The 22,584-nt window shown below is 25.5% G+C and carries 16 protein-coding genes; 3 read left to right on the top strand and 13 right to left on the bottom strand.

Going from position 1 to position 22,584, the window contains the following annotated elements:
• Window positions 1-17: 17 nt before the first annotated feature.
• Window positions 18-749, top strand: coding sequence for a YgjP-like metallopeptidase domain-containing protein (locus EXC58_RS02835; RefSeq protein WP_129725531.1), 732 nt, complete (start codon window positions 18-20; stop codon window positions 747-749).
• Here the strand turns inward: EXC58_RS02835 and ylqF are convergent.
• From ylqF to EXC58_RS02815, 4 genes are read right to left on the bottom strand one after another with little or no spacing between them, the layout of a single operon-like run.
• On the bottom strand, window positions 746-1,603 hold the full coding sequence (ylqF, locus tag EXC58_RS02830) for a ribosome biogenesis GTPase YlqF (RefSeq protein WP_129725530.1): 858 nt from the start codon (window positions 1,601-1,603) through the stop codon (window positions 746-748). The genes EXC58_RS02835 and ylqF overlap by 4 nt on opposite strands.
• A complete protein-coding gene (locus EXC58_RS02825) occupies window positions 1,596-1,853 on the bottom strand; it encodes a DivIVA domain-containing protein (protein ID WP_129725529.1) in 258 nt (85 codons plus the stop codon). Before EXC58_RS02825 ends, ylqF begins: the two co-directional genes overlap by 8 nt.
• A gap of 3 nt (window positions 1,854-1,856) precedes the next feature.
• Window positions 1,857-2,582: a TrmH family RNA methyltransferase gene (locus tag EXC58_RS02820; protein WP_129725528.1), complete on the bottom strand. Its 726-nt coding sequence runs from the start codon at window positions 2,580-2,582 to the stop codon at window positions 1,857-1,859.
• On the bottom strand, window positions 2,563-3,099 hold the full coding sequence (locus tag EXC58_RS02815; RefSeq protein WP_129725960.1) for a tRNA (cytidine(34)-2'-O)-methyltransferase: 537 nt from the start codon (window positions 3,097-3,099) through the stop codon (window positions 2,563-2,565). Before EXC58_RS02815 ends, EXC58_RS02820 begins: the two co-directional genes overlap by 20 nt.
• Before the next feature lie 101 nt (window positions 3,100-3,200).
• On the opposite strand from EXC58_RS02815, the gene EXC58_RS02810 reads away from it, so the two are divergent.
• Window positions 3,201-4,172: an Eco57I restriction-modification methylase domain-containing protein gene (locus tag EXC58_RS02810; protein ID WP_129725527.1), complete on the top strand. Its 972-nt coding sequence runs from the start codon at window positions 3,201-3,203 to the stop codon at window positions 4,170-4,172.
• 21 nt (window positions 4,173-4,193) lie between these two features.
• Here EXC58_RS02810 and EXC58_RS02805 read toward each other — a convergent pair whose 3' ends face one another.
• Genes EXC58_RS02805 through EXC58_RS02795 form a run of 3 tightly spaced genes read right to left on the bottom strand, consistent with a single transcriptional unit; the run spans window position 4,194 to window position 13,543 of the window.
• Window positions 4,194-4,838, bottom strand: coding sequence for a hypothetical protein (locus EXC58_RS02805; protein WP_129725526.1), 645 nt, complete (start codon window positions 4,836-4,838; stop codon window positions 4,194-4,196).
• A gap of 42 nt (window positions 4,839-4,880) precedes the next feature.
• On the bottom strand, window positions 4,881-5,810 hold the full coding sequence (locus tag EXC58_RS02800) for an ABC transporter ATP-binding protein (RefSeq protein ID WP_129725525.1): 930 nt from the start codon (window positions 5,808-5,810) through the stop codon (window positions 4,881-4,883).
• Window positions 5,810-13,543, bottom strand: coding sequence for an ABC transporter permease (locus EXC58_RS02795; RefSeq protein ID WP_165177543.1), 7,734 nt, complete (start codon window positions 13,541-13,543; stop codon window positions 5,810-5,812). The genes EXC58_RS02800 and EXC58_RS02795 overlap by 1 nt, the downstream gene beginning before the upstream one ends.
• Window positions 13,544-14,171: 628 nt before the next feature.
• Between EXC58_RS02795 and EXC58_RS02790 the strand changes: the two genes are divergently transcribed.
• Window positions 14,172-15,119, top strand: a complete 948-nt coding sequence (locus tag EXC58_RS02790; protein ID WP_129725523.1) for an L-lactate dehydrogenase — start codon at window positions 14,172-14,174, stop codon at window positions 15,117-15,119.
• 81 nt (window positions 15,120-15,200) lie between these two features.
• Here the strand turns inward: EXC58_RS02790 and ftsH are convergent, their stop codons facing one another.
• The 6 genes from ftsH to EXC58_RS02760 all read right to left on the bottom strand — a co-directional run bounded on the left by ftsH (window position 15,201) and on the right by EXC58_RS02760 (window position 22,528).
• A complete protein-coding gene (ftsH, locus tag EXC58_RS02785; RefSeq protein ID WP_129725522.1) occupies window positions 15,201-17,414 on the bottom strand; it encodes an ATP-dependent zinc metalloprotease FtsH in 2,214 nt (737 codons plus the stop codon).
• 85 nt (window positions 17,415-17,499) lie between these two features.
• Window positions 17,500-18,372: a tRNA lysidine(34) synthetase TilS gene (gene tilS / locus EXC58_RS02780; RefSeq protein WP_129725521.1), complete on the bottom strand. Its 873-nt coding sequence runs from the start codon at window positions 18,370-18,372 to the stop codon at window positions 17,500-17,502.
• Complete coding sequence (pth, locus tag EXC58_RS02775; protein ID WP_129725520.1) at window positions 18,359-18,922, bottom strand: aminoacyl-tRNA hydrolase; 564 nt, start codon at window positions 18,920-18,922, stop codon at window positions 18,359-18,361. Before pth ends, tilS begins: the two co-directional genes overlap by 14 nt.
• Complete coding sequence (locus EXC58_RS02770; protein ID WP_129725519.1) at window positions 18,922-21,132, bottom strand: ATP-dependent DNA helicase; 2,211 nt, start codon at window positions 21,130-21,132, stop codon at window positions 18,922-18,924. The genes pth and EXC58_RS02770 overlap by 1 nt, the downstream gene beginning before the upstream one ends.
• Before the next feature lie 58 nt (window positions 21,133-21,190).
• Entirely contained in the window at window positions 21,191-21,403 is a 213-nt protein-coding gene (locus tag EXC58_RS02765; RefSeq protein ID WP_129725518.1) for an RNA-binding S4 domain-containing protein, read from the bottom strand.
• A gap of 9 nt (window positions 21,404-21,412) precedes the next feature.
• Window positions 21,413-22,528: a DNA polymerase III subunit beta family protein gene (locus EXC58_RS02760; RefSeq protein ID WP_129725517.1), complete on the bottom strand. Its 1,116-nt coding sequence runs from the start codon at window positions 22,526-22,528 to the stop codon at window positions 21,413-21,415.
• Window positions 22,529-22,584 lie beyond the last annotated feature (56 nt).

Raw genomic sequence — 22,584 nt, 5'->3', positions numbered from 1 at the left:
TGCTTTAAAATTAAGAAATGCAAGATCATCAGCAAAGAAGTTTTAATTACAGTGGTTTAAAGATTAATTATTTTTATATTGTTTCTTCAAAACGATTATCAATACAAGTTTTAATTAAAAACAATACTTTATTTCTTTATGCTCCAATTGTTAGTGACATAAAAATTGAAGAAAAATTACTTTATAAAATAGCTCCAAAATATTTAAAACTGCTTAAATTGTGTTTTGATGTTAATAAAAACTACTTTTATTTTTTAGGTAGTAAAATCTCTTGAAAGATCACTATAACTAAATTTCTTTGTTATATTAGTTTATATAAAAATGATTTTGATGAACTAATAAAAGTGATTAATTTATCAACTAAATCATATTATTTATCAAAAAATAAAAAAGATCAGTTTAATCTTTTAATAATCAAAAAAGTGGAAAAATGGATTAAAGAGTCTTTAGAAATTGAAATTTTAAAGCATCAACAAGAAATTGCAGCTATGTTAAATACTTTTAGTCCTCCAATTAAAATTAAAAAAATTAACTATGCTTGAGGGATTAATTATCGTAAAGGTCAAAATATTAATTATAATTTAAATCTTTATATTTTCAATGTTGAATCACTAAAACAAATTATTGCACACGAGTTAATTCATAACTTTGTTTCAAAACACAGTAAGAACTTTTATCAGTATATGTTTGTATATAACTCAAATTACAAAGAAATTAATCAAAAAATCAATAATTACGATTTTATTTAATCATAAGTAACGCCAGTTAAGTTTTTGGCTCAGTTAATAAATTGATTATAAGCTTTAATTAAATCAGGTTTACCTTTTGCTACTAAAAGCGAATTTTTAAGAGCATATTCAACTAATTGAGCGTAAATTTGTGTATTTTCATCGCTAGGTATTAGACCAAGTGCTTCAATTTTATTTGGATAATATTTAGAAATAAGCTCATAAATTTTAAAAGCCACAGTTTCTAAAGAAAAATTTTCAACCTTAATTGAACCAATAGCAACCAATTTAATAGCTGCTTCTTGATCTTCAAATTTTGGTAATAAAATACCAGGAGTATCCATAAATAAAAATTCTCCATTAACAACCCATTGTTTTTGTCTAGTTACTCCTGGATAATTAGCAACTTTAAGTGTGGCTTTTGGTGAAACTAAATTAATTAAAGTACTTTTACCACAATTAGGTACTCCAACTACAAAAGATTTTAATCGTGATTGCATAAGACCTTTAGCTTTGTCTTTAGCAATTTTTTCTTTCATAATTTTTTTGATAGTATTTAAAATAACTTGCTTTGAAGATTTTTTACGCAAATCAAGCCATAAGATATGTTCGTTTTGAAACCTCTTATTAATTTTTTCTTTTTTACACTGATCCATTAAATCACTTTTAGTAATAATAAATAAACGTGGTTTTTGTGGTGAAATTTGATCAAATTCTTCATTATATGAGCTAATTGGACATCTAGCATCAAGAACAACAATAAAAAGATCAGCTAAATTAGCTGATTCTTTAATTTCTTTAATGGCTTTTGCCATATGACCTGGAAATCATTGAATCACAAAATTGTAATTATCCGAAATTTTGTCTTTACTCATCTTTACTCAATTCTGATTTTACTCTTGTAAGTTCATATTTTAACTTTTCTTTTTGAAGAGTTAACTCTTCAATTTTTTTAGCATATTCTTCAACTTTTTCATTTGCTAAGTCACTAAGAATTTTTTGGTTTTCCAATTCAGTTATAATTTGATTAAGCAATAAATCAACTTCTTCACGTTTATATCCTTTTAAAGATAAATGAAAAGAAGTATTTTTAATTTTTTGAATAACTTTATCTAAAATGTTCATTTTTTACTCTCTGTTATATATTTTGTTTAAAATAATAGCTGCACAAGATGCTACATTTAAGCTTTCAAACTCAATCGGAATATAAATACACACATCTGAAAGCTCTTGAATTTCTTTAGAAATTCCATTTCCCTCATTTCCAAGGATAATAGCTATTTTTGAAGTTGGAAAATCTACATCTTTTAATTTTTGTGCATTTTGATTTAAAACTGTTGCATAAATTTTAAATCCTTGATCTTTAAGATAATCTAAATATTCTTGAGTGCTATTAATTTTAAAAATATTTAAATCAAAAAATGCACCTTGAGAAGACCTAATTACTTTTTCGTTATAAAAATCAAAATTCTCAACAGCAATGCTATCAAAACCAAAAGCCTTTGCTATTCTAAAAATTGTTCCTATATTGCCTGGATCTTGCAAATTATTTAAAATTAATAACTTATTAATTTTTGATTTTGCTTTAATAAATTTACATTTTGCTACTATATTTTGGGGGTTTTGAGTTGAAGATAAATATTCGATAACTTCTCGAGAAACTAATGTTGAATTTTTATATTTTGCTGTTTTATTATTTTCAATAATTTCGACAACCAAATTATGTTTGAGTGCTTCATCAACTAAATGATAACCTTCAATTAAAAAACTTTGAAACTCATTTCGATATTTCTTTTGTTTTAATTTAACTAATTGCTTGATTTTTAGGTTATTTTTACTTGTTATTACTTCCATTAATTAAAAAATATTTTCCTTTTTCAACTTCAAATTTTGAAAGATTCTTAAAATCAAGTTGTCTCATTATTTCAAAGCCGACAATACTTACACAATTAGCTAAATTTATTGATCTCATTGCATCAACCATAGGAATTCGTACACAATTTTGAATATTTTTTTGAAGGATTTGTTTATCTATTCCTGTTGATTCTCTACCAAACATTATCCACAATTCTTGAGAATTTTTATATTCTTTTTTATAGTTTACATCTGAATAAGTTTTAAGTCCATATCTAGTTATATAAAAAATATTTTTACCTTGATATTTTTTATAAAATTGGTCATAGTTATCATGCACTTCATGCTGTATATCAGAAAGCATACGACCAGCACCATATCTTCGTAATCATTTTGGATGTAAATCAAATCCAAGTGGTTTAATAATATGAAGCTTTGCTCCTAAAGCAAAGCATGTGCGAATAATATTGCCTGTATTTGGGCAAATTTCGGGCTGATATAAAACAACATTTAGCATTCTTTTATTATATAACATTTGAATGTTTGCAAATATAACTAGTTTTTCCAAATTAATAAAAGTATTAAATAAGTGTGTTACAATTAATATGTGGGGATTTTATGGATAAGATAGAAAAAGGTCAATTTTTTACCACTAGAAATGTTTTTAAAGATAATTCGGTGTTTGTAGAATTTATGAATTCTTACAATTTATGAGATAAAAAACTTTTAGAGCCATTTGCTGGATCTAATTTATTAATAAAATTCATAAAAGAATATAATCCTAATATTAAATATAATTCTTTTGATATAGAACCTCAAAATGAAGAAGTTCAACAAAATGATAGTATTAATAATTGATTTTACAAAGGATATGATTTTATAATTACTAACCCTCCTTATTTATCAAAACACTCGGCTAAAAGAATGCGAATAAAAATTAATAATTTTCAAGAATTTGATGATTTATATAAAGTTTCACTTTGAAAATGCATTGAAAATATTCGTTTCACAATCGCTATTATTCCTGCGACACTAATAAACAGTAACAGAAAAGCAGATCAAAAAATTATTAATAAATTGGTAGCTTTTCAACTCATACCTAATAAAGATAATTTTAATGACACAGAGCATCCTGTTGCTATCGCTTATTTTGATAACGAAAAAGAAAATAAAGATTTTTTATTGTATGAATCAAACGTTTTTATTAAATCATTTTGTAATTTAAAGGAAATGGAAGAAAAAATTTTATATAAAAAAAATAGTTGAATGGTAACTTTTAACACTGATGTTAATCATAATTTATCTGTAGTTTGTTGCGATAACACTAGAGATACTAATAATATTGGTTTCAAAAACAATTCTTATTTATCAAATATAAAATCAAAATCTACAGATAGACATAAAGTTAAAATTTCTGTTTTGAGTAATGTTGATAAAAACTTAATTAGAAAGTTAAATGACAAAATCAAGGAATTAAGAGAAAATAATTGTGATTATTTATGAGCAACATTTAAAGGGGTTTCTAAAATAAACAAATATCGCAGGAGAATTGATTTTAAGACACTAAGAAAAATTATAAATTCAATATAAAACCACAGATTTTCTGTGGTTTTATATTGAATTTATTTTTTTTAAATCATTTATAATATTTTCTATTTTTGTCACCTTAATATTTTTGTTATCGGTTTTTAATTGATTGATTTTGTTTTTGTTATAATAATCACCATCTAGACAGAATAATATTTTGTCTTTTGTTAATTTACCTATTTGTGAAATTTGATTTAAAACATCTTGAAACTGATTATCTTGTGATCCGCCTGATACTTCAGTATATTTATGGACAATAAATATTTCTTTATTAGAAAGTGATATTTTAAAATCTAAGGATTTTACATTTTTTGGTTTTCTATCTAAATTAGTAATTATTTCATCATTAATTAAGTAATAAGCATTTCTACCGTGATTTGGAAGAATTTCTGCCTTAATTTTAGCTTCTTTCAAATGGTTTAAGAGTGTTTTTTCATAAATATTTTGCCTTTTAGGATCTTTCATTAAAACGCTTAGTGTAAAGTCATCTAATTCTATTAATTTTTGACATATTTTTTCTTTTTCATTTTCATCTAAAAAACATCTTTCTGAAAAAAGATTCACCTTTTTAATTAGCTGACTATCTAAACCTATTTTCTTTATTTTTTCTTTTAGAGCTTCTCTTTCTTTAATCCAAAGTTTTTTGATTTCTTTTTGATATTTATCCATTAGTCAATTTTAATATCTTTAGGATGTTTAGGATTTTTGTTACTAAGGATTTTTGTTACTAAGGATTTTTGTAATTTTTCCTGAAGCTACATGAATAACTCGGTCAGCAATTGGAGCAATTGAAGGATTGTGAGTAACCATAACAATTGTTGTATTATATTTTTTATTAATATCATATAAATAACTTAAAACAATTTCAGAAGTTTTATCATCTAAAGCTCCGGTAGGTTCATCAGCAAATATTATTTCTGCATTTTTAGCCAAAGCCCGTAAAATCGAAACCCTTTGTTGTTGTCCTCCAGACATTTGTGAGGGAAACTTTGTTTTAACATCGTCCATATCAAACTCACTAAAAAGTTGATCAATATCTAATTTTTTAGCTTTATTTTTTTGTAAATATGAACCAGTTTCAACATTATCATAAGCTGAAAGATTTTGTAATAAGTTGTAATTTTGAAAGATAAAACTTACATGTTCTCTTCTAAATAAGGTTAATGAATTATCACTTAAATAAGGTAAATTAGTATCGCAAACTATAACATGTCCTTTTGAAGGTCGATCAAGTCCACTAATAAGATTTAAAAGTGTACTTTTACCCCCTCCTGATTTTCCATAAATCATGATAAATTCTCCACGATTTATGGTTAAAGAAATATTTTTTAAAACTCTAGTAACATTAGTTCCAGATAAATAATATTTACTTACATCTTTAACTTCAATAATTGCATTTGGTGAGTTTCTTAAATATTTAAATTCATCTTTGGGTCTTTTTAAATTAGCAGCTTTAGCTAATTTACGAGCAATTGAGTGATCAACAATAACTTTATTTGAACCACTATCTTCATCTAAAATGTCAAAGACGTTTTTTTTATTAATTTTTACTGGTGTATTTTTTTTGGTAATTTGAACAACATCTTCATTATTACTTAGTTGTTCAGGTTCATTTTGAGGTGATTTTTTTCTAAAAAACATTATTTACCTTTCAATAAGTCAATTGCTTTAATTTTATTAATATTTCTTCAAGAAATAATTGAAGTTGCTAAAAAGACGCTAAAGATAACTGCAAAAGTAATTCCAACACTAAAAATTGATAATGAAAGCGGAATAGCTATTGAAGCTGCAGTGGTTAAAAATCCACTAAAGAACGTAATTAAACCATAAGTAATTGGAAGAGATAATAAAATCGATAAGAGAATAAATGGAATATAAATACCAAAGAACATTTTAAGTTTTTCTTTTTGAGAATACCCTAAAATTGTTCAAATAGCAATATTTTTTTCATTTTCATTAATTAAGATTGTTGAAACAATCACAAGAATAATCATCGAAACAATAAAAGTTAATAAAGTAATAAAAGTTACAATTATTTGCACAGTTTTTGCAATAGTGGTTGTAAATCCAACTTCAATATCTTTTGAATCAATGCTTGCAGCAACTGGTACATAAACTAAGTTATTAAATATTTCACCAACCTTTTGAATTGGAATATCTGGAAGATTTCTTCCTTTATCAAAAACTTCTTGAACGCTAGTAGTTTGAGCATTGAAGTTTGAATCAATAAATGAAGCTATTTTTTCATCACTTCAACCTCATTGTCTAAGCAATCCTTCTGAAGGAAGATTTGGTGAGGTAGTTTTAGTTGCAAATAATGCATCATAAAGATTTTGTTTTTCAACTAATGTTGATGATTTCACATCAAAACTTTGCAATGTTCCTGCATATCCAGAATATGAATATATCGAAGCAGAATTAAGTAGTTGCTGTGGAATTGTATCTTTAGATAAAATTCCGTTAAATGGACCATATTTAGGATTATTTTTAAGTAAATCTAATCCAGTTATTTTATCAGCTGCTTTTTTAGGAATAATAAATTCATTATTAATAAAAGTAGGATTAATTCCAACAACCTTAAAAGTATAAGATTTAAAGTTTTCAGTATATGGAATTGCTTTTAAAACTGCATCAATTTTAGCTTGGAATCGAGTGGTAGTATTAAGCACTGGAAGATTAATTTCTTTTCCAAGGGATAGTTTATATTTATCTTTAACAACATTATTAATAACTAATGGAATTGGTTGATCTAAAGATTCATTATTTGCTTCAAAATCTTTATTAATTAATTCAAGTAAGTTAACACCTTTTTCATCAATTAATTTTAATTGCTTGCTGTCGCGTTTATAACCGTAAAGTCGAATTGAGCCATTTTTATAAATTGAATCAACATAAGTGTATGGTTCATCATTTTTATCATTAAAATAAATTCCATTAAATGAAACAAAATAGTCATTAATTGAGCTTCCTTGTGGAATTTTTGCGTATGCATCCACTAAGAATTTCCGGTATTCATCTCTAAATTTTCCTGTTGAAATAACATAATGATCATATTGATCTTCTAATTCATTTCATTTAAGGTAATAAAATTTACCTTCAATTGGATTTTGCTCATTTGCAACATAATGGAAAAAATCTTGTTTGCTTTTAGCTGTTTCTTTAATATTTAAAGTGTTATCTTTATTAAACACAACAAATGGTTGTGATTTTTCAAGTAATAAAGCTACTTGGTTTCTTAATTTATTAATTCGAGCTTTTTGTGAATCAGGTAAATTGTTATATACCAATGTTCAAGGATCAATTGAAATAGTTGAATCAATTTTTAAATTAACTGAAAATTGAGTGATTACGTGAGCATCAAATTCACTTGGATTTCCGTTTAAATCATCAATATTAATTGCACTTGAGCGCCCTACTTTAAAGTAAGTGCTTTGAGTTTGATTAAATTCAGAAATATTTCCAATTTGAACATATAAATTATTTTGTACTTGATTATTAAAAGGCATTAATGCTCCACCTTCAACAGTTGGAGTAATTAAATCAAATTTATATGAATAATCCCGATTTTGATAGGTTTTATTAATTGATTTTTCAAAAACTCCTAAGGTAGAAAATTGGAATATTGTCGCAATACTTGTGAGAATAATACTAAATCCAAAGGCGGATAGTTTTCAAAAACTATTAAAAATTAATGATGCTGAGAATTTTCCTTTAACATTAACTTTGCTAAAGATTTTTTGGTATTTTTGTTGCAAGTTTCCAATTGATAAATCGGCAATTCCACCCATTAAATCGATTGCTTTTCATCTAAGTGATCAAATAGTAATTACAAAAATAAGTAGTGACATTCCAAGCATTGGTAAAATCACCGTTAATGCAAAGGATGTAAATGAAAATGAAAGTGTTTCAATTGGAATAGTTCAATAAGCAGAAATAATTTTAATTCCTAATGCTTGGTTAATAAACCCAAGTAAATATCCTGATGTTCCTCCAATTACTGAAGTAAAGAGTGCAAACACCGTCATTGAAAGAGCAATTTGAATTGGAGTATATCCTTGAGCAACTAAAATACCAATAACTTTATTTTTATTAGAAACGTACCGTTTAATAATAAAAATAATTGAAATAGCAACTAAGAAAATCATTATCGATGATAGTTGATATGAAATTGCTGACACTGATTTAATAATCTTTTCAATTGCAGAAATTCTAAGTGAACGTTCAGGATTTAGTCCGTCAAGTTCATTAATTAAATATGATCTTTTAATTTTATTTGGATCATCAATAGTATTTTGAATAATATCTTCAATTTGTTGTTGAATTTTTTCTGGAGTGCTATTATTTGGAGCTTTAACAACTAGATATTCTTTAAGGGTATTGCCTGTATATGAATATCTAATTCTTGAAAATCCTTTTTCATTAACGTACAAAATAGCTTGATTTTGAGTATCTACTTGCAAGTTTTCTTCATCAATAACTGGATATAAATAATCATAAGAGATATCTTCTCCAACAAGAATAAATTTTGAACCATTTATTTCAACTAAAAAGTCTTTGCTGAGTTTTTGAAGTAATACTTGAAGTTCTGCTGGATTATCAGGAATATCACCAGTATAGATTTTTTTATTGTTTTTTGATAATCAAGCATAATTAGCTTTAGCTACATATGAAGGACTCTGACTAAAAGTTAAAAAACTATTTTGTACAAGTGGTGCAGTAATTGCATCCATTGCACCTAAAATAACATCAAATAAATTTACTCCAAAAATATTGTAATTGCCATTTTTATAATTTACTTGTTTTTTCTGCCAAGTAAAAAAATCATCATCAATTGCAATTGCAAAGGTAAAGTCACTTTCAATTGTAGAATTAAAGAATTTTTCTGGAGCAAAATTTTCAATTCATTTTTTAAATTCATTAAGTGAAAGTTTTGAAACTTCTTCAAATTTAATTAACTTGCTTTTGATAAAGTAAGCAATGTTAATATTATCTGACACTGAAAAATCAATATCGTCAGTATTAGTAAAATATCAAATTAATGTTTGAGGATAAAAGCTAGTAAAAAACGAATTAAAAATTACATCAGGAATTCCAATTATTGAAAAACGATTTCCTTCAAAAGTATCAAAAATTTTATTAAGATTTGAAACATTTTCAGTTACTAAGTTATTGTTTAAAAATCCATTAATAAAGTTATTTATAACAATTGATTGCAACCCATGATATTTAAGGATAGTTTGATTAAGTGAATTTGTTTGAGTACTAAAGTACATATTTGAAGCTGCAATTTGTGAAAATACTACTGTTCAAGCGAATTCGCGTTTTTGAATTACTTCACTAAATTCACTATATTGTTCTAATAATTGTTGTAATTTTTCATTGGTATACTTTCCATTTTCTCTTTGAAAAAATAATTCTTTCATTCGATTAGGATTAGCTAATGATCGAGAAATTCTGAAATTAGTTTGTTCACCTAAAGCAATATTTTGCGAACTTGGTTTAAATAAATCAAAATTATTAAATGAATCTACCACTTCTTTTGAATTAGCAAATTCTAATCATTTATTTAAAAATTCAATTTTTCTTTGATGATCAACATTTTGAAGTTTATTATATAAATTTCATCATTCTTTAAATAAAATTCAAGAATATTGTGGGTATGAATACTGATCAAATAAATTGCTTGGAAATAATTCGTCAAGAAATTTTTTAGTTAAACTATAAAAAGGTGTTGATGTGTAATCAATATCATAATTTTTGAAGAAATATGCTAAAGAACCTATACTTAAATTATTTTTATACTGTAAATCAGCAGGATTTAAAAGTATTAGTTTTAAAATGTTTTCTCATTTCAAAACAAACTCATCAAGTGATTTCTTATCTAAGTTAGTTTTATTTTCTAATCCTAAATATGTAATTAAAATGTTTTTTTGTTCTTCATTTAATAAGTCGAATTTAAGTTCATTTAAGTTTTTAATTGAATTTAAAACTGAATCGATTTTAAATATAATTAGTTTTGAGGAATCATATTCTAAATTAATAGAATTAATGATGTCAAAAAACCCTAGTTTTTGATCATCTTTAGTTGGAATATTTAAGAATTTTTTATCAGCAATTTTAATTGAAGTTCCTTTACTTGATAAATTAAACATTTTAACAATTTGATCTTTAAATGTTTTATCAGCACTCGGAACATTAAAAAAGGATTTGAAAAATGAATAATAGATATCAATATTATTGATTGCACCAGCATAATAATATTTATTTACAACATCGTTTTGTCCGGTAATTCGGTTAGCTATTAATGATTTTTTATCAAAGTTAATTAACTTAATGTTTTTTGATAAGGTATCTAAAAAGACATTTAAATCAAATGAACTAATGAAAAATTTTAATCCATTGATAAAGTTTGAATATTTTTGATTTTCACTATTATTTGGATCGTTGATTTTTTTAATAATTGAATCAATAAGTGGATTAAGGTTATTAGGTAAAAGGTTATTTAAAATTGATTTTATTCCATGTTTAGATTCAAATAAGAATTTAGTATCAATATTATCTAAAATATTAAAAATTCCATTTTTAATAATGTTTTGATTTGTACTTTCAAAAAGTCAAACCATAATTTCGGTAATACTAATTTTTCTTTCTCTTTCTATTCCGTCAATAACTTCTCTTTTGTTATATTTTTCTTTGAAAAATTTCTCAACTTTATCCGAAAAAGAACGAAAATCAAATCCTGAAATAATATCTCTTAAAGATTGTAAAAATACTTTAGGATCTTTTGAAATATTAATTAAAGTTTCTGGTTCAATGATTTTATTTAAATCAACTGCGAAAATACCTTTAATAAAGGTATATAAATTTTCAATTTGTGATTTTAAATAAGTTTTTTGTTGCTCTAAAGTTCCTTTAGTTTCTAAAATTTTAATAATTCTACTTAAAATTGAATCAAGAATTTTTGAAAGATAATCACCCTTAGGATTGTGGCTTAAACTATAAATTAAATCTAGTGCCATTTTAGGAATAACAATTAAATTAATATTTCCTGAAGAAAAAATCCGTGCAAAATCGTTTCTATTGATAGTAAAATTTGCTCCTTCAATAATTGCATAAACTTCCTCTTTAGTTATAAATCCATTTGAAACTAATCCTGATTCATAAAGAGTTTTTTGAATGTAATCAAGAGCTAAAGCAAGTGAATTTTTATTTAATGCTTCTTGAAGAATATCAACTTTTGGACCTCTATAATAAAATGGAACTGAAACTATATTTGGAAATTGAGGATCAACTCTTCCCCAACCATTGGGGTTAACAAAAATTAAGCGAAGAGTTCAATTTCGACTAGTTAAATATTCAAAGAGTTGATTTAAATTCAAAAGACCATTAACATTTTCGTCAACGCTAACATTAACTCAATGAGAAAAAGTCCCATCTTCATTATTAACTGCTTTTACTAAAATAAATTTCTCTAAATCTAAAGTAGTAACTCCATAACCATTGAATTTATTAACATCACTTGATTTTTCATCAGCTAAAGTTGATAATTTATAAACTTTTTTACCATTATAAGTTACTGAAGTTTTACTAATATTATTAGTATAAATTAAAGTATCATAATTATAATCTGCAACTAAATATTCAGGAAGAGGACTAATATTTGAACGTGCATTATCTAAAATTTCTTTAGCAATAAATGAATTAATTTGTTTAGTTTTAAAGAAATCATCAATTGAAGTTGAAGAATTTGTTAAAGGAGTTTTTTGCTGTGATTCATTAATTAATTTATCAACATTTAGTTTAACACCTTTAACTTGATTATTATCACCTATATTTACAAAGTGTAAAACACTTTTTTTACCTTCTTCATCAACTGAATCAACAGTAACAGTTTGTCTAAGACCAATATTTTTTTCTCTTTCTTCTTTATGTTCTTCATCATTAGGTCCAAATAAATCTTTGATTTTTTCAATGATATTTTCTTTAGTTACTGATAAAGCTCCATTTCGAATACTTTTAACAATATCTTCTTTATGTGATTTTGAAGTTAAAATTTTATACTCATCATTATTAACTTGATTAAAACCTTCAATTTGAGCAATTGTTTGTTCATTATTTAATGCAAAATTGTTTAAATTAACTACTTCAGGCTGATTTTTGACAGGAGCAAGTTTAAGCTTAATTTTATTAATATCATCTAAAGATAAAGTAACAAGTGAATTATTAATTAAGGTTTGTTTATTTTCTAAATTTCCGTTTTTATCAAAATTAGTAATAAAATGATTAATTTCTTTATCTCAATAGGCAAATCTGCTGTATTGTTTTTTTAATTCATTATCATCGCTCTGAAAAATATTAGAAATAAAGGTTTTATATGACCCTTTTCATTTATCTTTGTTTTCTTCATCAAAAGTTGTTGTATATAGTTTACGGCGATAAAAAGTCTCTTCTGTTTCAATAGCGGCTCACTCAATTGGAACAAGATAATTTCTGCTTGATTCAAATGCAAAGCTTTTTGTAACATCAATAATAATATTTTCGTTTCCAAAAAGTTGTTCATATGAATAAATATTCTTAATTGGTGTATTATAAAATTCAGCTAAATCACCATCTTTTTCAATAGGTAATGTTGCTAAAACTGGTTCAGTTGAAGTGTCACGAACATAAACAAATTCATTATCATTAAGCTGAGTTAAACCAAATAATTTTGCTAATTTATTTCCAAAAATTTTATAAGCTTGTTCTTTTTGATCTCATTCTTTTCCTTTTACAAAATCAAAAGTTAATTCATTGGTTTTTAAATTAACAAATAAAATTGGTAATTGCGAAAAATAGATGGTATCATCATTTTTTTCTAAATTTATTAAATCCGAAATTTTATAATCATGATCAAAACTAAAAGCTCGTAATTTATCTGGTGATAATTTAATTTTGTATTCATTAAAAGTATCTTTATCTTTTAAGTAAGCAGTAAGTGAATAATTTTTATTAATTGAAAAAGTTTTAGTTGCTGTAGTGTAATTAAATTTAATTCCTTGCTCAGAAAAATTTGGATCTACAAGTGAATTATAAAACCTAATAAAATCACTTTTACGAATATACTTGTTTGAAAATTCATCATTATTACCAACAAACTTTGCTAAACTAATGTAATTATCATTAATTAACTCAGTTGAAATAATATCTCTACTAAGAGAATATTGCCCAGAAATGTAGTTAATGGGTTTATCGTAATAAATACCCCCATTTGATTGAGTTAATCCATTTACATAGTAGCCGTTGTTAAAAAATGTTCCTGAAGAAGGAATATTTAAATCTACTGTTAAATCATGTCCATTAGAAAGGTTTCGGTATTTGTTATACTGAACCTTCATAACTTTACTCATATCATGAAACAAAGTAAAAATGCCCGAAGAAAGAAAAATTAAAATAGTGAGACCTATTAAGGTTACTTTGTTCTTTTTAAGAGATCTGAAAACTTCTTTAAATAAATTTCACATTTTAACCCCATTAAGTTATTTATAACTTATATTATTGATAAAATAACTTAAAAAGTAAATACTAATTATACCGCTTTTAAAATAAAAAATTTCATTTTTGTACTTAAAAATATATTGTTTTTGATATTTTTGTTAGTTTATATATTATAAAAGAAAACTCAAAAATAGTGCTTAGTTGTTTTTAAAATCAAATAAAGTTTCTTAAGGTTTATTTTTAGGATTTTTAAGAATAAATAATTTAAATTTTTAATATTTTCACTGTTAAAACTGGTAATATTTCCATTATTTTTTTCAAAACCTAAATTTTTTATAGGTTTTTTTAAATAAAACCTAATTGCTTGATTTTTAGGATAAATTTAAAAAAACTTAAAAATTAATAAAAATAGTTTTAGGATTTTTTAGGTTTTAAAAATATTTTTACAAAAATAAAAGACTAGGTTAGGCTCCAAAAAAGAATATCATTAGGATATCATCAAGTACTCAAGAAAGGTTATTTAATTATATGAAAAATCTTAAAATTGCAATTATTGGTTCAGGTGCTGTAGGAACAAGTTTCTTATATGCATGCTTTAACCAAAGTTTAGGTAGTGAATTCGGAATTATTGATATTAACGAAAAACTACAAAAAGGAAACGTTTTTGATCTTCAAGATGCAATTGGTAATGCACCAATGAATGTTAAAGTAGTTAAAGCAGATTATAGCGACTTAAAAGATTATGATTTTATCTTTATTTCTGCAGGTAGACCACAAAAAGTCGGAGAAACAAGATTACAACTTTTAAGTTCTAATGCACAAATTATGCATAATATCGCAAAATCAGTTAAAGAATCTGGATTTAAAGGAATTACTCTTATTGCTTCAAATCCAGTTGATATTATGACTTATGTTTATTTAAAATCAACCGGATTTGAAAAAAATAAAGTTGTTGGATCAGGAACTATTTTAGATAGTTCAAGACTTAAATTTGCTATTGCTCAAACATATGGTGTATCATCACACGATGTTCAAGCATATGTTGTTGGTGAACATGGAGATTCATCAGTTTCTGTACTTTCGTCTGCAAAAATTGCTGGTTTTGAACTTAAAAAATTCTCTACTGGAAATGTAGAAGAAGAATTAAAACAAGTTGAGGAAGACGTAAGACAAAGGGCTTACAGAATTATTGAAACTAAAGGTGCGACTTTCTACGGAATTGGAAATGGAATTGCAAACATCTTAAAACATATGGTTTATGACACTAAAGCAATTCTTCCTGTAGGAGCTTTAATGGAAGGACACTACGGAGCAAGTGGTGTAGTTATGGGAACACCTTGTGTTGTAGGTAAAAACGGAATTGAAAAAGTTCTCGAAGCTTCTCTTAGTGAAAAAGAACATGAAAAATTAATGAAATCAGTTAAAGTTCTTACTGAAAATACAGATACAGTTCGTAAAGAATTAGGTTTTGAATAATCAATAATTTTAATTAAAAATTAAAAAAACCCGAAATTATTTTATTTCGGGTTTTTGTTTTTTTATATAGAAAATAAATTATTATTTATCCTTATCTTCTTGCTTATCTTCTTGCTTATCTTCTTGCTTATCTTCTTGCTTATCTTCTTGCTTATCTTCTTGCTTATCTTCTTGCTTATCTTCTTGCTTATCTTCTTGCTTATCTTCTTGCTTATCTTCTTGCTTATCTTCTTGCTTATCTTCTTGCTTATCTTCTTGCTTATCTTCTTGCTTATCTTCTTGCTTATCTTCTTGCTTATCTTCTTGAACTGATTTTTCTTCGTTTTCTTTATCTTGTTCTTCAACTAATTTGATTAAATTGTCAAGTTCGATATCTTTATTTTGTTCTTTTTGTTGCTCTGGTGTTTTTTTAGGAGGGAGAGCTAAATGTTTAGCGATATACTCAATTTCTTCAGCGATAATTGTTTCTTGATCTAAAAGTAATGTTTTAATTAATTCAAGCAATTCGAGGTTTTCATTTATTATTTTTGTAGCTATATTTTTGGCTTCAAAAATAATTTTTCTAACCTCAAGATCAATCTCGTGACTAACTTGGTTTGAAATTCCACCACCATTTGCTAGCGTTTTTCCTAAAAATGGATTTGCTTCTTCATCGTGATATTTAATTGGACCTAAATCTGACATACCAAATTCAACAACCATTCTACGAGCAATTGATGTAGCCTTTTTAATATCATCGCTTGCTCCGGTTGTAATGTTTTTGCTTCCGTATTTAATTTCTTCAGCAGAACGACCACCCATAAAACTTGCGATAGTTGCTAAAAGTTCTTGTTTTGTATAGTTGTATTTTTCGTTTTCAGGCATCATTAAATTATATCCACCAGCATTTCCACGAGGAATAATAGTAATTTTTTGTACTTTGTTTCCGCCCGGAATTTTAAGACCCACAACAGCATGACCTGCTTCGTGGTAAGCAACTAAAGTAAGTTCTTCTTTAGTGATAGTTCTTGATTTTTTCGCAGGACCAGACATAACTCTATCGATAGCTTCATCAATTAATTCAATGGTAATAACGCTAGTATTTTCTCTAACTGAAAGTAAAACAGCTTCATTAATAACGTTTTCGATTTGAGCTCCACTAAATCCAGGGGTTCTACGTGCCAATTTTTCAAAGCTAATTGAAGAATCAAATCTTTTACCTTTAGCGTGTAATTTGAGAATTTCCTCCCTTTCTTTAACATCAGGAAGACCAACGGTAATAATTCTATCAAAACGACCTGGGCGAGTTAATGCAGGGTCTAAAATATCTGTTCTGTTAGTTGCCGCAACAAATAATAGACCTGAATTTTCTTTAATTCCATCCATTTCTACTAAAAGCTGGTTTAAGGTTTGTTCACGTTCGTCGTGTCCACCTCCAATTCCGCTTCCACGTGTTCTACCAATTGCATCAAGCTCATCAATAAAGATAATTGCTGGTGAATGTTTACGAGCTTCATTAATTACTTGACGAACTCTTTTTGCTCCCATACCAACAAATAATTCAACAAAGTTAGAGGCTGATACAAAGTAAAATGGAACAGAAGCTTCTCCAGCAGTTGCTTTTGCTAAAAGAGTTTTTCCAGTCCCTGGAGGACCTCCTAAAAGAATTCCTCGAGGCATTCTGGCTCCAGCTTCTTCGTATTTTTTAGGATTTTTCAAGTAATCTACAATTTCTTTAATTTCTTCAATTGGTTCTTTATTTCCAGCAATATCTGTAAATTTTTTATCTGATTTAATTAGTTGTGCAGGACTTTTGTCTTGTCCAAATGCACCAGTTTGTCCAGAAATTGATTTATTTAAAGATCTAAAAATAAAGTATGAAATTCCTAAAATTAAAATTCAAGGAAGAATTGATAAAAATATTTGAACAAAGATATTTTGTTTTGGTGTTGCTACACTTCTAAATTCCCCTTTTGGTGCAAAAATTCCTTTTGGAAGGGTACTTGATTCTATTGAAATAGCTTTTAAATCATTTAAGTTTCCAAAAGTAATAAATTGTGTTTTTGTTTTTCCATTTACAAAAGTTCCGGAAATTGAGTTAGTAAATGGATTGGTTGTAATACTTTCAAAATAAGTATCATCAGTTAGGGATTTTTGAGCTTCGGTAATGCTTTTATCTAACTCACTAATACTCCATTCATTTGGACCTGAATTTAAGCTTACAATGTAAAAAGCAAGCACACCAATTGCAATAGCTAAGAAAATTACAATAACAGCAATAGTAATTATTCTTCGTTTTTTGTTGTCAGTTGGCAAAATAACCTCCTATTTGTAACTAATGGATTAAATTATAAACTTTTTTATGTATTCTTTTACTTTTAAGTCTATAAAATCTTTGTATTTAGTAAAAAAGAACTTTTCCTTTTTGTTTTTTTAAGAATGTGTTTTTAGCTAATTTATACACACTAGTGCGATTATTTGAATTAATAAATTGAATAATTGAATTAATTTTTTCTTTTGAAAGATTAAGATTTTCAAAATGATTGTGTAATAAAAAATAAAGAACTTGATTTTGATTTTTAAGGTTTATAAAAGTTTCTTGCGAATAGTTATTTGATTTTCAATAATTAATTTGCTTATTTACTTTAAAATTTTTAAATCTCAAAAATAAGTTTTTTATCCTGTATTTTGTGATTAAAAGATTTTTTTGTAATTGACTTTTACCTTCTAAATACATTCTAATTTGATTTCTTTTATATTTATTTGTTGAGTTTGTTCAATCTTCTGCGTACTTAATATTATTTTTATGATTATATTTAATAATTTCACTTTTAAATATTTTCAAAACTAATGGTCGATAAATTCTTAAATTTTTAAAATTTGAATATTTTTTAATTCCTCAATAATTAATAATTTTATGTTTTTGCTCTTGCATTAAACATGTTTCTAAAAAATCATCTTTATGATGAGCGGTTAATAAAATATTAGTATGATATTTTTTTCATAAGCTTACAAAAAAATCATATCTTTTTTCTCGAGCTCATTTTTGAAAATTGCCATCTTGATAATCTTCTTTTTTTAGAATTAATTGCTCTAAAATAAGATTGTATTTATGGCAGTAATTTTGCACAATTTCTTGGTCTTTGAAAGAATCTTCTCGTTGATTATAGTTCACAAAAGCAACAATTGGATTTCTACTTTTATATTTTTGAAGTAAAAACATGCTATCAGGTCCACCTGATACAGCAATAATGATTTGATTATTTAATTTCATTTTTCTTTTGATTAAATTTGTTCATTATAGTATAAATATCATTTTGCATAAATGAGATACAAGCATCAGCAGCTACTTCAATAACATTGTCTAAGATGTAAAATTGTTCTTCAGTGAATTTCCCTAAAACAAAGTTTTTTAATTCTCCTTTAAAAGGAGTTGAAATTCCAATTTTCATACGCTTAAAATCAGTATTTTTTAATTTATTAATAACACTAATTACTCCATTGTGACTTCCACCGCTACCGCCTATTTTTATGCTTGATTTTCCTAAAGGAAAGTCTTTTTCATCGTGAATAACTAAAATATCATCCGAACTAACATTAAAATAATTAGCTAGCTGAGACACAAAGTCTCCAGAATTATTCATATAAGTAAGAGGTTTAGCAATTACGACATTATCAAGTTTAATAAATTCGCCATTGAATTTAGTTTTATTTAAAGAAATTTTTAACTTTTCACAAATACGATCAATTACTAAAAATCCAGCATTATGTCTTGTGTATTTATATTCCATTCCAGGATTTCCTAATCCGACAATTAGTTTCATTATTCTCCTTGCAAAATATATCTGAAATTAGTTAAAATATTTTCCTTATTTGCACTATTTTCAACTAAAATCTCTAAATAATCGCAATTAACATTTGTCGCAATACTTAAATGTCTAATCGCTCGAGAAGTAGCAGTATAAATTAATTTTTTAGTTGTCATAAATTTATATTGTGGATTAATTGCGAAAATAACACTATCAGTTTCTGAACCTTGAAATTTATGAACAGTAATAGCATAAGCTAAGTTAATTTGCTCTCTAAATTCCATTTCTGAATATTTAACATTAATAACATTTGCATTGCGTTTAAATTCTACTACAATGGTTTTGGTTTTTTTATTATTATCAATAATTAAACCTTTAATATAACCAATATCTCCATTATAAATATCATCAGCAACTCGATTTTCAAGTTGAATTACCCGATCGCCAATTTTAAAGTTAATTTCATCTTGAAACTTTTTAATTGTATAGATAATTTCACTATTTGGATTAAGTTGTTTTTGAATTTCATTATTTAAATTAGTAATTCCAACACTCCCTTTATATGAAGGTGCAAGTAAAATTACATTATCTAAACTAAATTTTTTAACTTCTTCTAAAAATAAATTTGTAATATCACTTAAAAATGTATTGCTATTAAATTGATATAAATCCACAATTGATTTTTTAAATACAGGAAGCTGATTATATTTAATTGCACTAAAGTGTTGAACAATTTCTTTAGATTCAGTTCGAAAGTTTTTTTCTAAAAAGGTTGTCTTAGCTAAATTAAAACTAATAATTTCTTCAAGCAAATTTCCTGGTCCAATTGCCGGAAGTTGTTCAACATCACCAATTAAAATTATTTTTTCTAAATTTGGACATGATGAAAGTAATTTAGAAAAAATATTAACATTAACCATCGAAAACTCATCAACTACAACTACTTTAACTTCTTTTAAAGCTTCTAAAGTTTCTTCATTGATTCCACGCTCATTTTTATCAATTCTTAGCATACTATGAATTGTTTTGCACTGTTCATTAATTTTAAGAGAAATGTTACTACTTGCTCTTCCTGTGGGGGTTAAAATGTAATAGTCTTTAAGATTTTCCAGTCCATTTTCTTGTAATGTTTTATTAATGAATTTAATTAAATAACTTTTTCCAGTTCCAGGTCCGCCAGAAACAACTGAAATATTAAAATTCAAAAAATTTAAAAATGCATCCTTTTGCTCATTACTTAAAGTATTAAATTCTTCTGAAATATTGCAATTTAAATTCATTGATTTTTTTGAATTTATTTGAGTTATCTTGCTTAAAATTAACTTTTCTTTTTCATAAGTAGAATTTCTAGTCAAATAAGAAATTTCCCCAACTTGACGAAAACGCACTTTTTTGTGAGCGATTAAAAATTTAAAACGTTCAATAATATCTTCTTTTTCAAAATTTAGTATTCCAGCAACATCTTTTGCTACTTCTGCTATATTAATTAAAGTTGAATTATTGCTTTCTTTGTCTTTAAGCAAAAAATCTACATACGCTTCAAAACGATCGTTACTAAATTGATTTTTATCATTTTGATATGTTGAATCTAGTAATAACGCAAAGCGATCAACATCACTTAAATCCAATTCATAATCAAAATATAAACTATAGGGAGATTTAACTTGAAACATTTCAATAAAAGATTCTTTAGTTTTAATTAAATTAAGTAATTTTTCATAGAAGCTTTGCATGCTGTTTGAATAAAAAAACTTAATATCATTTTCAGAATTTAAAATCATTAACGAATCAACTTGATGAGTATTTTGTTCATAATAATTTTTAAAAGATTCAATTTGTCTATCAGATAAAATTTCACTTAATTCAGCATAATTTTGTTTAGTGTCTTTGACTAAATTAAAAATCTCATTCCCTCATTTTTCATTAACTTTTTTTGCAGTAGTTTTACCAATTGAAGGAACATGCTTAAAAAAGTATTCTTCTCAATTAATATCTTGAGTATTAGCAATTGGGATGTATGATTCTAAAAGTTTATTATGACTATATTTTGAATTACTTTTAAAACTTATTTCATATTGAACATATAAATTTGGTACATTGTTGCGAGCATATAAAACAATAGTTTTGCTTCCATTATCTGGTTTAAACATTAAAAGAGCTCAATTTGAGCCTTTTCCACCTTTTAAAAACTTAACAAAACTGCCTTTTAATTTTTGTGAGCTCATAATATTTTTACATTATATTAAATTTTATTTAATATAAGAGCTTTTTTAAAGTAATAAATTAATCCTCCGAAAGGACTTTAATTAAGGTATCATTTACCCACACAATGTCCCCTGGTTTAATTTTTGAAGATCTTCCTTGCGGAACTTGACCATTAATTTTAATATCGTTATTTTTAATGAAAAATTTTGATTGCCCACCTGTTTGAGTTTCTTGAATTTTCTTTAAAAATTGACTTAATTTAATTGAATCACCTTTAATTTTTACTACCATAAATGTCTCCTAAATCCTTCTTAATGGTGTTACTAATTGTTTATTATATGCACTATTTTCCGATACAATCAGTAAACGATCTTCTCTTGAACTAATAAAAATATTAATTATTCCATTTTCTAAAACTGAAATTGCGTCTTTAATATATTGAAAATCTAAATCAATATCTAAATTAGGACCTTCTAATTTATAATTATTTGTTTGAGCCTCTCCAATTCCAATTTCAGGAACTTCATAAACAACTTTAACTTCTTTTTGAGTAAAAGAAAATTGTAATCTTCTTGATTTTTCCGAAGAATAAAATAATGCTTTATTAATTAATCTTAAAAATTCTTGTTTATCAATTTTTATGGTTCGCGATACATCGAAATTAAATAGATTTCATATATCCATGTAATTTAAATTGGTTGTTAAAGTTTGAACTACTGTATCTGTATAAGAAATTCCAAATTTTGAAGAATTAAAAAACATAAAGATATTTTTATCAGCATCTTTTGTAACAATTTTTTTAAGATTCTTCGCATCAATTGTCAGATTAAGTTCAACAGGTTTTGAAACTTTGATACTTTCAGTGCTTAAACGATATGAATCAGTTGAAACAAAACGAATATTATTTTCACCATCGCTACTTACATTAATACATTTATAAACTAAAGCATTTAATTTATCATTAGACATGCTTGCAGCTATTGAAGCATTATTGATAGTTTTTTCAAGTTGCTGAGAATTAACTTCGGTTCTGTTATCTTGATCATTAAAATCGATTTGAGGATATTGATTTGAATCAATTTTGGTTAAAGTAAATTTTGTTGTTCCTTCATAAATATCAATTGTATTTTCGTTTGATTTAAAAGTTACATATTTATTGAATTTTTTAATAATGTTTTTTAAAATCGAAGCATTGATTAAAGTTTTACCAACTTCTTCAAGTTTAATAATATTTTCATCTATTTTAATTTTTTTACGAGCTGAAATAGTAGAAGATTGAGCAGTTATTGTTAAGTAATCGGAATTTATTTTAAAGTATAAGCATCTAAAAGGCATAAAAGAATCAGTTGAATCGATATATAAACTTAAAAATTCTACAATAGATTCAATTTTATTTTTTTGTATTGTAAATTTCATATTTTTCCTTATTAAATATATATAAATATTATGTGTTGTGAATTTGTGAATAACTA

The organism is Mycoplasmopsis citelli, assembly GCF_900660645.1.
GTDB lineage: Bacteria > Bacillota_I > Bacilli_A > Mycoplasmatales > Metamycoplasmataceae > Mycoplasmopsis > Mycoplasmopsis citelli.
This window is presented reverse-complemented; position numbering and strand designations above follow the sequence as displayed.